The 13,657-nt window shown below is 70.5% G+C and carries 12 protein-coding genes and 1 tRNA gene; 9 read left to right on the top strand and 4 right to left on the bottom strand.

Annotated elements, in window-relative coordinates:
- Positions 1–22: 22 nt before the first annotated feature.
- Positions 23–1,084, top strand: coding sequence for an alpha/beta hydrolase (locus SY84_RS12550; protein ID WP_046844291.1), 1,062 nt, complete (start codon positions 23–25; stop codon positions 1,082–1,084).
- A 171-nt stretch (positions 1,085–1,255) separates the two neighbouring features.
- Positions 1,256–3,232: an alpha-amylase family glycosyl hydrolase gene (locus SY84_RS12545; protein WP_168927155.1), complete on the top strand. Its 1,977-nt coding sequence runs from the start codon at positions 1,256–1,258 to the stop codon at positions 3,230–3,232.
- A gap of 63 nt (positions 3,233–3,295) precedes the next feature.
- Here SY84_RS12545 and SY84_RS12540 read toward each other — a convergent pair whose 3' ends face one another.
- Positions 3,296–4,417, bottom strand: coding sequence for an META domain-containing protein (locus SY84_RS12540; protein ID WP_046844290.1), 1,122 nt, complete (start codon positions 4,415–4,417; stop codon positions 3,296–3,298).
- Between the two features lie 154 nt (positions 4,418–4,571).
- On the opposite strand from SY84_RS12540, the gene SY84_RS12535 reads away from it, so the two are divergent.
- Positions 4,572–4,994, top strand: a complete 423-nt coding sequence (locus tag SY84_RS12535) for a cobalamin B12-binding domain-containing protein (RefSeq protein ID WP_046844289.1) — start codon at positions 4,572–4,574, stop codon at positions 4,992–4,994.
- 30 nt (positions 4,995–5,024) lie between these two features.
- A complete protein-coding gene (locus SY84_RS12530; RefSeq protein WP_046844288.1) occupies positions 5,025–6,197 on the top strand; it encodes an MFS transporter in 1,173 nt (390 codons plus the stop codon).
- 58 nt (positions 6,198–6,255) lie between these two features.
- On the opposite strand, the gene SY84_RS12525 is transcribed toward SY84_RS12530, so the two are convergent.
- Complete coding sequence (locus SY84_RS12525) at positions 6,256–7,539, bottom strand: hypothetical protein (protein WP_046844287.1); 1,284 nt, start codon at positions 7,537–7,539, stop codon at positions 6,256–6,258.
- A gap of 334 nt (positions 7,540–7,873) precedes the next feature.
- Positions 7,874–7,963: transfer RNA gene (locus SY84_RS12520), tRNA-Ser, on the bottom strand.
- 121 nt (positions 7,964–8,084) lie between these two features.
- Here SY84_RS12520 and plsY point away from each other — a divergent pair.
- The 5 genes from plsY (at position 8,085) to SY84_RS12495 (ending at position 13,034) form a co-directional block, all read left to right on the top strand.
- Positions 8,085–8,675, top strand: a complete 591-nt coding sequence (plsY, locus tag SY84_RS12515) for a glycerol-3-phosphate 1-O-acyltransferase PlsY (RefSeq protein ID WP_046844286.1) — start codon at positions 8,085–8,087, stop codon at positions 8,673–8,675.
- A 138-nt stretch (positions 8,676–8,813) separates the two neighbouring features.
- Positions 8,814–9,113 (top strand): hypothetical protein, encoded by a 300-nt coding sequence (locus tag SY84_RS12510; protein WP_046845206.1) that lies wholly within the window; start codon positions 8,814–8,816, stop codon positions 9,111–9,113.
- 45 nt (positions 9,114–9,158) lie between these two features.
- Positions 9,159–9,674, top strand: coding sequence for a hypothetical protein (locus SY84_RS12505; protein WP_046844285.1), 516 nt, complete (start codon positions 9,159–9,161; stop codon positions 9,672–9,674).
- 182 nt (positions 9,675–9,856) lie between these two features.
- On the top strand, positions 9,857–10,876 hold the full coding sequence (locus SY84_RS12500; protein WP_046844284.1) for an aspartate-semialdehyde dehydrogenase: 1,020 nt from the start codon (positions 9,857–9,859) through the stop codon (positions 10,874–10,876).
- Positions 10,877–11,237: 361 nt separating this feature from the next.
- Positions 11,238–13,034, top strand: a complete 1,797-nt coding sequence (locus tag SY84_RS12495; protein ID WP_046845205.1) for a proline--tRNA ligase — start codon at positions 11,238–11,240, stop codon at positions 13,032–13,034.
- Here SY84_RS12495 and SY84_RS12490 read toward each other — a convergent pair.
- A complete protein-coding gene (locus SY84_RS12490; RefSeq protein WP_245621337.1) occupies positions 12,994–13,653 on the bottom strand; it encodes an HAD family hydrolase in 660 nt (219 codons plus the stop codon). The genes SY84_RS12495 and SY84_RS12490 overlap by 41 nt on opposite strands.
- Positions 13,654–13,657 lie beyond the last annotated feature (4 nt).

Raw genomic sequence — 13,657 nt, 5'->3', positions numbered from 1 at the left:
CGGACCCTCCTAGACTGACCGCATGCCCCGCGTGACCTTCCAGCTGACCCTCCCCCCCGGCACCCCACCGGGAACCCTCTTCCTGACCGGCGATCACCGCGCCTGGAGCAGCGACCCACACGGCTGGACCTTCAGCGGCAGCACCCTGCACGCCGAACTGCCCGACGGGACCCTGGCGCAGGTGAAGATCCGCCGCGTGAACCCGGACGGCACGACCACCGAGGAGGGCGACGCCTGGGGCGGCCGGGCCCGCGCGCACCGCATCAAAGTGCACGGGGACACCACCGTGCCCCTGACCGTGGCAGGCTGGCAGGACGCCAGGGGCGGTACGGGGCGCCCGCAGCGCTGTGGCCCACCCCGCGAGGAGACCGTGCTGGACGCCCCCTGGGGCGCGCAACCCCTGCGGCTGTGGTGGCCCGCCGGGCACGAGGGACCGCTGCCGCTGCTGATCCTGCACGACGGCCAGAACGTGTTCGACGAGGCCGCCACCTTCGCGGGCGACAGCTGGGACGCCGCCGGGGCCGCGCAGGCCCTCGCGGACGCCGGGCACCCGGTGCGCATCGCCGCCCTGCCCGTGAACGACGACCGCAGCCACCGTTACGTGCCGTTCCCCTTCGAACTGAACGGCAATGACAGCGGCGCGGACGAGTACGCCGACTGGATCAGGAGCACCCTCCTGCCGCACCTGCACGCCCGCTTCGGCCCCGTCCACGCGCAGGACACCGCGCTGGCCGGATCCTCCTTCGGAGGCCTGATCACCGCGTACGCGGGCCTGCGAGACCCAGGCACGTACGGCACGCTGGGCGTGTTCAGTCCCGCCGTGTGGCCAGGCGACTTCGCGTTCCTGCGCTGGCTCGCCGGGCGCGGCGACCCGCGGGCGCGCGTGTGGGTGGACATGGGCGACCACGAGGGCAGCAGCGTGCAGGGCGCGCAGGAGGTCATCACCCTGGCCCGCGACCTGACCGCGCAGCTCGCCCCGCACGTCAGAGAGGCCCGCTTTACGGTCGGTGAGGGCCACTGGCACGACGAACCCGCGTGGCGGGAACGGCTCCCGGAGTTCCTGCGGTGGTGGCGTCAACCATGAGAAGTGGCAGCGGATCTGGCAAGCAGATCTGGACAACCTGTCTAGATTCCGGGTGGTCAGGACAGGCGGGGCCCTTGCGGGAAGTGGCCGGCCCTGGATTATGATTGGCAGGCACCAAAAATCCTGAAACCGGTTCCACGCCGTTGTGGAACCATTCCATGGAGGTTTCCCATGAACCGTTCTGTCCTGGCCCGCTCCGGCGCGGCAGCCCTCTCGGCTGCCCTTCTTCTTTCCGCCTGCTCCCCCGCCCCGACGCCTGCCCTTGATGGAACCGTTTCCAGCTCCAAGACGGTCAGTGCCCAGGCCATCAGCGGCACCAACATCGACGCCTGGCGGCAGCAGGTGATCTACCTCGTCATGCCCGACCGTTTCTCGAATGGAAATACTTCCAACGACGGTCTCGGCCAGCCCAACTGCTTTGACCCGGCCAGCCCCACCAAATTCCACGGCGGCGACATCCAGGGCCTGCGCAACAAACTCGGGTACATCCGCGACCTGGGCGCCACCGCCGTCTGGACCACCCCCGTGTACAAGCAGGTCGGCATCGTCAACGGCAACTCCTGCGGCTACCACGGCTACTGGCCCGACTACACCAACCCCAACGACACCGCCATCGAACCCAAGTTGGGCACGAGCGCCGACCTGACCGGCCTGATCAGCGACCTGAAGGCCGGCGGGCAGAAATACATGATGGACATGGTCGTCAACCACGCCGGGTACGGCGCGCGCATCACCACCCAGAACCCCTCCTGGTTCCACAGCAGCTGCACCGGCGACGAGATCGTCTGTCCCCTGGCGGGCCTGCCGGACTTCCGCCAGGAGGACAGCACAGTCGCCACGTACCTGACCAACCTGAGCAAGACCTGGGTCACGAACTACGCCGTGGACGCCATCCGCATGGACACCGTCAAGCACGTTCCCAACAGCTACTGGCAGAACTCCTGGGTGCCCGGCGTCCTGGCCGCGCGGCCCAACACGTTCCTGCTGGGCGAGGCGTTCCTGTCGGGCAGCGCCTCGCAGCTCAAGCCATTCCTGGACGCGGGCTTCGACTCGACCTTCAACTTCCCGCTGCGTCAGGCGCTGGTGGACTCGGTCGGCCGGGGCGGCAGCCTCGACCGGGTCGCCAGCAGCATGCAGGACACCCTGGGTACCCTGGGCCTGGACCGCACGCTGCTGCAGGTGAACCTGCTGGACAACCACGACGTGCCACGCTTCGTGAACGAACCCGGCAGCGCCGTCGCCGAGAGCGAGATCCGCGCCCGCTCCGGCAACGCCATGGGCCTCCTGATGACCCTGCCCGGCATCCCGCAGGTGTACTACGGCAACGAACTCGGCATGTACGGCGGCAACGATCCCGACAACCGCCGCGACATGCCCAGCTGGGCCTGGACGGACACCGGCCGCAACGCCACGCAGGCGAACTTCGTGGCGGGCGGCGGCAACCCCAAGGTCACGTATGACCTGACGAAGAAACTCATCGGCATCCGCAAGGGCAACGCCGCCCTGTGGAAGGGCAACTACGCCGAGATGTGGCGCCCCAACGGCGGGCAGAACGTGTACGCCTTCTACCGTGGTAGCGGCACCAACCGCGTCATCGTCGTCGTGAACACGTCGGGCAGCGCCGCGACCGTGAACCTGGACATCCAGGGCAACGCGGGCATCAGCGCGACCGACAAGAGCGCCCTGAGCAACGGCACGGTCTTCAACGACCTGCTCGCCGAGGGAGCCCCGGCCAGCGCCACTGTCGCCAGCGGCAAACTGCCCGTCACGATCGGCGCCGGGAAGATGGGCATCTACCGCGCCGGGGCGACGGGCACCGGCGGCACGGGCGGCACCGCCGTGCAGGTCACCTTCCAGGTCAGCGCCAGCACGTACTTCGGGCAGGACGTGTACCTCGTCGGGGACCGCGCCGAACTGGGCGCCTGGAACACCGCCTCCGCGATGGCCATGACGCCCAGCGGCTGCTCGGGCAGCACCTGCACCTGGAAGACCACCGTCAGCCTGCCGCCCAGCGTCGCCGCGCAGTTCAAGTTCATCAAGAAACCAGGCGACAGCGGCGCCAGCGTCACCTGGGAAGGCGGCAACAACCGCACCCTCACCACGCCCGCCACGGGCAGCACCACGTACAACGGCGGCAACTGGCAGTAACGCCAATCCATGCAGAGGAGGCACCACGGGACGTCCCCGGGTGCCTCCTCTCTGTGGGGTCGTTCAGCGGGCCTGGAATTCCCAGGTGTCCTCGGCGGTCCTCAGGGTCAGGGTGCCGCCCTGCACGGTCAGGGTGGGCCGCTGCTCGAAGAACGTCTGGAAGCCCAGGTCCGGCTGGTCGGGGCAGGCCATCTTCGTGCCCATCAGCCCGCCGCTGAGTTCCACGCGGCCCGCGCGGATCACGTACTCGCCGCCCACGCTGTTGCAGCCGTCACTGCCTCCTAACCGCCCGTCTCTGAAGCTCAGCGTGACCGGGCGCAGGGTCCGCGGGGCGGGCTGCCCGTTCAGTCGGGTCAGGGTGTACGTGGCCGCCGGGTCCGGTGTCGCGCCCCCGGTGGGCGCGGGGACAGGCGCGCGGGTCAGGGTGAGCTGCCCGCTCTGGCCGCGCAGGACCAGCGCCCCCCCCTGCCGCTCGATGGTCAGTGGGGCGCGCAGCAGCCCCAGGATGCGGTTCTCGGCGGTGCCAGCCGCGCCGGGGCAGAGTTTGCGGGTGGAGGCCACCCCGCCGAACACGACCTGCTGCCCGATCACGGCGCCCGAACCGGTCACGGTGTTGCACCCGGCCAGTCCGGCGACCGTGACCTTGGCGCCGCTGAACGTGAAGCGCAGCAGCGCCTGCCCCCGCTCGGGACCCGCTGGTCCTGGGGTCACGCGCATCTGCCACGTGCCGTCCAGGGAATCGGTGGGGGTGTCGGTCATCGCGCCTCCGGTGCGGGTGAAGGTCAGGCGGCCCGCCCCGCCACTGAGGATCAGGGTGCCGCCGTTCAGGTCGTAACGGGTCGTGGCGTTCAGGAGTCGCAGGTAGTCCTCGCGCAGGCTCAGGGCGGCGTCGGTGCAGCGCTCGCTGCCGCCTGCCTGCACGCCGCGCACCACGAGCGCCTGCCCCTTCAGGGCAGCCTGCGCGGTCAGGGGGCTACACCCGGTATTCCCGGTGATCTTCAGGGACGCGCCGCTGCCGTCCAGGCGCAGGGTGGGACGTGCCAGGGCCGCGCCGGGCGTGATCGCGCCGCGCCCGGCGGGCTGGACGGTGCCCAGCGTCCAGGTGACACCCGCCGGGTTGGCCGGGGAGAACAGGGCGGGCGCGGCCAGGGCGGCCAGGGTCAGCGAGGTCAGCAGGGCGCTCATGCTCCGGTTGTACCCCGCCGAGCTGACCGGCGGGTGATGACGGGGAGACCGGACGGCCGCGCCGGACAGCGCGTAGAATGCCCCCAAACGCCCGTTAGGTTCCCTGACCCCTGCCCCGCGCAGGCGCCGCGGCCCGGCGGGCACCGGAGGAACCATGGAAGACCGCCGAATTCGAGTGCTGATCGCCAAACCCGGCATGGACGGCCATGACCGGGGCGCGAAGGTCGTGGCGCGCGCCCTGCGGGACGCGGGCATGGAAGTCATCTACACCGGCCTGCGCCAGACCGCCGAGATGATCGTGAACGCCGCCGTGCAGGAGGACGTGGACGCCATCGGCCTGAGCGTCCTGTCCGGCGCGCACATGCACTACTTCCGCGAGGTGATGGGTCTGCTGCGCGACAAGGGCGCCGAGGACATCATCGTGTTCGGGGGCGGCATCATCCCCGATCAGGATCTGCCCACCCTGCAGCAACTGGGCGTGGGGCGCGTGTTCACGCCGGGCGCCAGCACGGAGGACGCCGCGACGTACCTGCGCGGCGCCGTGCAGGCCCGCTGGCAGGCGCAGGGCGAGGCGTGACCCCAGCCTCCGCGTCTTCAGCCACCTGCCGTGAGTGACGCCGCCCGTCCCGCCGCACTGAGCGGGGCCGCGCGGCTGGCGCCGCTGTACGCCGCGCAGGCCCTGGCTACCGGGGCGACGACTGTCAGCACGGTGCTCGCCAGCCTGATCATGTCGGGCCTGGGCAGCGAGGCACTGGCCGGGCTACCCAGCACGCTGATCCAGGCGGCGGCGGCCACGTCGGCGGGGCTGTTCGGGGCGCTGATGCTGCGCCGGGGCCGCCGCGCGGGCCTGAGTCTGGCGTTCGCGCTGGGCACCATGGGGTCACTGGTGGGCTTCCTGGGCGCGCGCGCGGGGGTCACGCCGCTGTTCCTGACCGGCGCGATGCTGATGGGCGCCGCGCAGGGCGGCTACCAGCAGGCCCGCTACGCCGCCGCCGAGAGCGTCCCCGAGGCGCGGCGCGGCACGGCGCTCGGCGCGCTGATGCTCATGAGCGTGCTGGGGTCGTTCGTGATGACCGGCTTCTCGCATCCCATCGAGCGGCTGGGGGCGGCGCTGGGGGCCACGCCGGAGGTCACGGGCTGGCTGGTGGGCGGCGCGCTGCTGGGCGTGGCCGCGCTGCTGATCCTGTCCTGGCAGCCCCTGACCGGCCCGGCCGTAGCGAAGCGCGAGCGTCTGCCCCTGGCGGCGGCGTTCCGGATTCCCGGCGTGAAGTCCACGGCGCTGGCCGTGGCGACCGCGCAGGGCCTGATGGTGACCCTGATGAGCCTCACGCCGCTGCGCGCACACCACATGGGCATGGATCACGCGCAGGTGGCTGCGCTGATCAGCGGGCACATCCTGGGCATGTTCGGCTTCGGCTGGCTGACCGGCCCGCTGATCGACCGGCTGGGCCTGCGCTTCGGGTACGTGAGCGGCGCGCTGCTCCTCGCGGCAGCGGCCCTAACGGCGCCCCTGACCGGTCAGGCGTGGCTGGCGGTCAGCATGTTCCTGCTGGGCCTGGGCTGGAATCTGGCGTTCGTGGCGGGCAGCAAGGCCCTGACGCGCTTCCCGGCAGCGCAGGGCGTGACCGACGCGCTGGGGTACGTCGCGGCCGGGCTGGGCACGCTGCTGGGCGGCGCGGTGATCGCGCGGGCGGGCTTCCCGGCGCTGGCGATCACCTGCGCGGTCCTGGCGGCGCTGCCGCTGGTCAGCGCGTGGCGCGCCCGGCCCACACAGCCCTGAAAAGACGAAGAGGAGCCCCGGGGAGGTGAATCCCGGGGCTCCTTCTCGTTCTCCCGGCTCAGGGGTTCGCGGCGCTGACGAAGGTGTCGTCACCGGGGGTGGTGGTGCTGCGCCCGGCGTTCTGGTCGTAGCGCACACCGCTGTTCATCACGGTGGTCGCTCCGCCGAGGGTGTTCGCGGCGCTGACGGCGTTCTTGGCGGCGAACGACCGGCTCCACAGGTACCAGCGGGGCGCGACGCTGTGCTTGCGCGCCACGCCGCTGGCGGGGTTCAGGTCGAACACATACTCCGGGAAGATCTCGGTGCGGCTGACGAACTTCGCCATGCCCGTATTGTTGTCGCCGCCCAGGTCGTTCACGCGGCTGGACTTGATCCACTCGACCGCCACGCCCTGCCCCTTGAGGGTCTGCGCGATGCGGGAGCTGCGCGCGGCGGGGTTCACGTCGGGGCTGAGGAACGCGTAGCTGTTCCCGTACCCGGCGCTGGCGGGCGTCCAGTACGGGTCAGCCAGCACCACGCGCCTGGGCCTCTTGGCGCTGCTCAGGCCCGTGTCTGCGTAGGCTTTCTCGGTCATGGCGAGGGCCATCTGCGCGCCCAGCGAGTGCCCCATGACGCGCACGCCCTCGGTACCCGCGTATGTCCACTGGCTCAGGGCACTCTTGTACGCCGTGTAGAACAGCTGTCCGGCGCTGACGGTGGGCATGCCGGTCGTGGCGTACGTGCCGCCCGGCGTGCGGTAGCGCATGTTGATGTTCTGGGTGCGGCCCAGGTTATCCCGGTAGGTGTAGGTGGGGGTCCAGATCTTCGCCTGCGAGTGGTACGGCGCGCCCGCCGTGCCCTCGTCGTCGGCGAGCTGCGTCCACTGGTACAGGGCGACGTTCCACCCGGCGTCGATCCAGGCGTCGGCGACGTTGCGGCTGGCCTCGCTGAAGTAGAAGTTGTCGCGCACGCCCGCGACGGTGCTGCCGTTCTGCCAGCCGTGCACGAAGACCATCACGGGCCTTGTAGGGTCGTAGTAGCCGGTCATGGCGGCGCCGTCGGTCCGGGCCTTGCAGCCCACGCCGCCCAGCGCGCCGCTCTCACCCTTGCCGTACCAGTACAGGCCGGTGTCCAGACCACTCTGGCCGTACGGGAGGGCCAGCTGGGTGGGGCAGGTGGCAGCCTGGGCGCGCAGCGTGCCGGCGGTGCCGCCCTTGGCGGCCTCGGCGACCAGGGCCGCGCTGAAGCCGTCTGGAAGACCGGCCTGGGCAGTTTCGGGGGTGCTGGATGGGGCAGTGGGACTGCCGCAGGCGGCAAGCAGGGCGGGCAGCAGGAACGGCAGGATGGCAGGACGACGGATCATGATGGGCCTCCGGGCAGCAGGAACGTGCGCCGGAAACCGGTTTCCGGCAGTGGGGGTGAATTGTGTGTGCGACGCACACCCTACCCCCACCGCCCCGCGAAAAAAAAGTCCTCCCGGTCCAAACTTTGACCCGGTTCAACGCATGTGTGGCCCACTCGTGTGCCCCGGCGTGCCAGAGCACACGCCCCCCATTCAGACACTGTCAGCTTCTCGCTTCCAAGCCGCTCTCTGCACCGCATGCCGCCTACTTGAACGCTCTCTGCACACCAGCCAGAATCCGTGACGGCATGGCAAAGCAGCGCCGGGACTCCCCATGCAGGAGTCCCGGCGCATCTGGCGGAACGGGAGGGATTCGAACCCTCGATAAGCTTGCACCTATACACGCTTTCCAGGCGTGCTCCTTCAACCACTCGGACACCGTTCCAGCGCACAGCAGAGTAGCGGCTTCGCGGGGGAAGTGCAAGCGACCCGCCTGGCCGCGCGCCCCACCCCCCCGGCACCTTCACCGTCAACCCGCTGTAAGAGCGGTGCCCTATCATGGCAGCGTGACCCTTTTTGCCGTGCTGACGGTTCTGTGCTCGTACCTGTTCGGAGCGATCCCCGCCGCCGCGTGGGTGGCCCGCCTGCGGGGCGTGGACATCCGCACGGTCGGCAGCGGCAACAGCGGCGCCACGAACGTCCAGCGTGCCCTCGGCAACGGCCCCGGCCTGCTTGTCGCCGCGTTCGACATCCTGAAAGGCGCCCTGGCCGTCCTGGCCGCGTACGGGCTGGACCTGGGCCTGCCCGTCATGGCTGCGTGCGGCGTCGCGGCCGTCATCGGGCACAACTTCAGCCCGTTCCTGCGCTTCCGGGGCGGCAAGGGCGTCGCCACGACGTTCGGCGCGGTCGCGGCGCTGCTCCCGGTCGCGGGCCTCGCGTTCTTCGTGATCTTCATGGCCACCGTGTGGCTCACGCGTTTCGTGTCCGCCGGGAGCATCCTGGCATCGGTCGCGGCGGCCTTCACGGCCTTCCTGGTCGGCCCGGAGTGGCTGGGCGCGGTCGTGACGGCCCTGGCCGCGCTGCTGATCTGGCAGCACCGCGACAACGTGGGCCGCCTGACCGCCGGGAACGAACGCCGCTTCGGCCAGAAAGTCTGATCCTCACCCGGGGCAGGGGCAGGTGCAGCGTGACGGCCGCACCTGCCCCTGCATTTGCGTGCCCTGTACGCTATGCTGACCGCGTCCCACAACCCACCCCACCCTTCAGCCCGCGCGGGCGGGCACCCCGAGGAACGCATGACGGCCAGGATTCGCGTGTACGGCAAGGAAGCCACCTTCACCCAGGGCCACTGGGCCTGCGACGACGAGAGCCTCCAGTCGATGCTCCAGGCGCTGGCCGACCCCCGCGCCGTCACCGAGGAACAGGAACGCACCCACGCCCTGTACGCCGCCGGACGCCTGGGCGGCCTGATCGCCACCGAGTACGGCTGGGAAGCCGCGCCGCACCCCGAAGCGGAAATCAGGATGGAGGACTTCGCGCCCGCCCGGCAACCCGAACGCGCCGGGTGGCTGAGCTTCCTGCGGCGGCGCAAGTAACGCACCTGAGGCAACTCCGGTCCGTCCTGCCGCGTACCGTGAGGCATGACCCGCTCCCTGCTTCTGGCTGCCCTGCTGACCCTGCCTGCCGCCCAGGCCCAGACCGCTCCTTCCCCGGTCAGCGCCACGCTGGCGCAGGTGGCCGTGACCGGCACGGTCATCCAGAAGACTGGACGAGACGGGTTCATCGTGCGGAGCCTGACCGAACCGGACTTCTTCTTCGCGTTCCTCACGAGCGCCGCGCCGAAACAACCCATCCGCGACCTGAAGATCATCGTGCCCAGGCACGCCCTCAGCGGAACGCAACTGAGCCTGATGCAGGAGTTCCTGGGCCGCGCCGGACGCACCTGTCTGAACCTGAGCGGCCCTCAGGTCCGCGACCTGACGGACTGGCTCGCCACCCAGAGCCTCGACCCCCGGACGTTCGGGACGCTGACCGTCCAGCGGGACGGGGCGCTCGACATGAACACGTTCACCTCCACGACGACCATCACCCTGACCGTCCCCACCGCCGGGCCCTGCGTCCAACAAGGCGCCGGCGACACGACAGGACGCAGCTGACCCCTCTCTCTGAGGCCACACACGGTCCCTTCACGCTAGGCAGGCAGCCTTGACCCCCACCCGGGCAGCCCCTACGCTGGGGCGCATGACCGTCATGACCACCATTACCCCGTGAGGGCGGTGTCGATTGACAGCCGCCCCGCGAGACACGCCGGGCGGTTTTTTCATTCAAGGAGACGAACATGCGCGTAGCGATTGTCGGAGCGACCGGAGCGGTGGGCCACGAACTTCTCAAGGTGCTGGAAAGCAGCACCCTCCAATTCGACGAGCTGCTGCTGTTCGCCAGCCCCCGCAGCGCGGGCACGCAGCTGACCTTCAGGGGCCAGCCCCTGACCGTGCAGGTCACGCCCGAAGGGGCGATCGACGCGGACGTGATCCTCGCGTCGGCGGGCGGCAGCATCAGCAAGGCCCTGGCCCCGAAGTGGGTGGAGGGCGGCGCGGTCGTGATCGACAACAGCAGCGCCTTCCGCTACGACGCCGACGTGCCCCTGGTGGTCCCCGAGGTGAACGGGGACGCCGCGCTGGCCCACAGGGGCATCATCGCCAACCCGAACTGCACGACCGCCATCGCCGTGGTTGCCGTGGCGCCCATTCACCGCGCGTACGGCGTGAAACGCATGATCGTCAGCACCTACCAGGCGACCAGCGGCGCAGGCGCCAAGGGCATGGAGGAATTGCTGGACCAGACCCGCGCGGAACTGAACGGGGAGCAGGCGCAGGCCAGCGTGTTCGCGCACCCCATCCCGTTCAACGTCATCCCGCACATTGACGCGTTCCAGGACAACGGGTACACCAAGGAAGAGATGAAGGTCGCGTGGGAGACCCGCAAGATCATCGGGGACGACAGCCTGAAGATCAGCTGCACGGCCGTGCGCATCCCCACCCTCCGCACCCACAGCGAGGCGATCACGCTGGAACTCGAACGCCCCGCCACCCCTGAAGCGGTCCGCGAACTCCTGGCCGGGGCGGCCGGGGTCGAGGTGCGCGACAACCCGGAGGGCAAGCTGTACCCGATGCCCCTGACCGCCAGCGGCAAGTACGACGTCGAGGTGGGCCGCATCCGCGAGTCCCTGGTGTTCGACGGCGGCATCGACCTGTTCGTCGCGGGCGACCAGCTGCTGAAAGGCGCGGCACTGAACGCCGTGCAGATCGCCGAGTACCTCCAGCAGAAGGGCGCGCTGAAGGCGAAACAGCGGGCGTGAACGGGGAGTGGGGCGCGGCCCTCCTCCTCCACTGACCCCCTGCACTCGCCCAGACCAGTCGAGCGGGGCAGCCGGAGCGGACGCTTCTGGCTGCCCTGTTCCTTTCCACTTTCCACTCGCCACTGCCTGCGCTGCACATTCGCTTGACCGCCCCTGGCCTCGCGTCTAGTCTGGGCGCATGAGCGTGCAGATCTCCCCCACCATCCGGATCGGTGCGGGCCTGCCCGTGCTCCCGCCACCCTCCGGGGTGTGACGCTGCCATTTCCGGTCAGTGCTGTCCAGCCTTGAGCTGGGCGCGTCGTCACATCGCCACTGTCTGAGAGACCGGCCTGCGGGTGGTCTCCCCTGAGGGGTGTTTCCCATGAAATTGAGTGAGAGTCTGTTCCGCACGTGGCGTGAGACGCCGGAGGGCGCGGAGACGCGCGGCATTCAGTTCCTGCTGCGGGCGGGGTACGTGCGGCGGGTGGGGAGTGGCCTGTACGCGCACCTGCCGCTGATGACCCGCGTGATGGGGAGGCTGGAGGGCCTGATCCGCGAGGAGCTGGAGGGCGTGTCGCAGGAGGTGAGCTTCCCGGTGCTCCAGCCGCGGGCGCTGTGGGAGGCGTCGGGGCGCTGGGAGGCGTATACACAGGCGGAGGGGATCATGTTCACGGTGATGGACCGCTCGGGGCGGGCGCACGCGCTGGGCCCGACGCATGAGGAGGTCGCGCTGGACGTGGTGGGCGGGCTGGTGCGCAGTTACCGGGACCTGCCGGTCAGCGTGTACCAGTTCGGACGGAAGTTCCGGGACGAGTTGCGGCCGAGGTTCGGGTTGCTGCGCACGCGGGAGTTCGTGATGAAGGACGCGTACTCCTTCCACGCGGACGCGGCGAGCCTGGAGGCGCATTTCGAGGCGATGAGCGGCGTGTACGGGCGGGTGCTGTCGCGGCTGGGCGTGGCGTGGCGGGCGGTGCAGGCGGACAGCGGGAACATCGGCGGGGCCGAGAGCCGCGAGTTCATGGTCCTGAGCGACGTGGGTGAAGACGAGGTGCTGTTTACCCCGGACGGCCGGTACGCGGCGAACGCCGAGCGGGCGGCGTCGCGGGCGTCGGTGGCGGCCCCGAGTCCGTTCGCGGGCTTCGCGCGGCACCACACGCCGGGCACGGCGACGGTCGCCGGGGCGTGCGCGGCACTGGGCTGCGACGCGGCGCACATGCTGAAGAACGTCCTGTACGACGCCGTGTTCCTGCGGGCAGGGCAGCGGGTGCTGCGGCCGGTGCTCGTCAGTCTGCGTGGGGATCACAGCGTGAACCCGGTGAAACTGTGGAACGCCGTGCAGGTCCGCGTGGACGGGGAACTGCTGGGCTTGGAGGTCGCGCAGCCGGACGCCTGGGCGGCGGGGCCGCTGCCGCTGGGGTACCTCGCGCCGGACCTGCCGGACAGCGCAATTGCCGCGCGGGAGGACGTGGTGGGATCGTTCCTGCGGCTGTGCGACCCGGCAGGCGCGGCGCTGCGGGACTTCACGACCGGCGCGAACGACACCGACTGGCACGTGACGGGCGCGAACTGGGGCGCGCAGTACGCCCTGCCGGAAGAGGTGGACGTGCGGCAGGCCCGCGCGGGCGAGGCCGCCCTGCACGACGACACGCAGGTTCTCGGGTCGGCGCGGGGCATCGAGGTGGGGCACGTGTTCCAGCTGGGCACGCGGTACTCGGCAGCGATGGACGCGACGTTCACGGCGGCGGACGGCAGCGAGCAGCCGTTCCAGATGGGCTGCTACGGCATCGGCGTGTCGCGGCTGGCGCAGGCGGTCGCCGAGCAGCTGTCCGACGAGCGGGGGCTGGTCTGGCCAGACTCCATCACGCCGTTCCACGCGCACCTGATCGTGGTAGACATCCGGAATGAGGGCCAACAGGCAGCGGCCCAGAGCCTGTACGCTGCGATTCGGGCCGCAGGGTTGACTGCCCTGCTCGACGACCGGGACGAACGCGCCGGGGCGAAATTCGCGGACGCGGACCTGCTGGGCGTCCCGTACCGCGTGACGCTGGGCCGCACCCTCGAACGCGGCGAGGTGGAGGTGAAGAACCGCCGCACCGGCGAGACGCTTACCTTCCCGCTGGCTGAGGTGGCGGGCTGGCTCAGCGCCCGCTTCCGGGAACGGGCAACCCGGGCAGGCTGAGGACGCCGCGCAGGTCGCGGAGCGTGGCGTCCGGCACCTCGCCGCGCAGGGGGTGGGTGGTGGGCAGCCACGCGGCGCGCAGCCCCACCGCCTGCGGCCCGGCGATGTCGTTGCGGGGCGAGTCGCCCACGAACCACGCCTGATCGGCACGCACGCCCAGGCGGCGTAGTGCCAGCCGGTAGATGGAGGGGTCCGGCTTGCTGAGGCCCACGGCCTTGCTGATCACGAGGTCGTCAATGAGCCCGGTCAGGCCGCAGGTCTGCACGCAGGTCCGCTGGAGGTCCTCCCAGCCGTTCGTGACGATCCCCACCCGCACGCCCCGCGCGCGCAGCTCCCGCAGGACGTCGTGCGCGTGCGCCATCGGCACGGCGTGCTGCACGTGCCCTGCGTAGGTGTCCAGCAGGGTGCGCGGGTCGTGCAGGAGCCCGAACTCCTGCACGAGCTGCGGGATCACCTCGGCCTTCGGGCGGTAGCCGTGATCCTCCAGTTCCAGGAAGCGCGCGGCATACCCGCCCGGGAGGCCGAACTGCCGGACGTGCCCGGCCAGCCACGCGCGCAGCGTGACGGCGCGGTCGTGCAGGGTGCCGTCCAGATCGAACAGGATCGCATCAATACTCACCTGA

Source organism: Deinococcus soli (ex Cha et al. 2016) (assembly GCF_001007995.1).
Lineage (GTDB): Bacteria > Deinococcota > Deinococci > Deinococcales > Deinococcaceae > Deinococcus > Deinococcus soli.
Note: the sequence above shows the minus strand (reverse complement) of the source record. Positions and strands in the feature narration are given on the sequence as shown.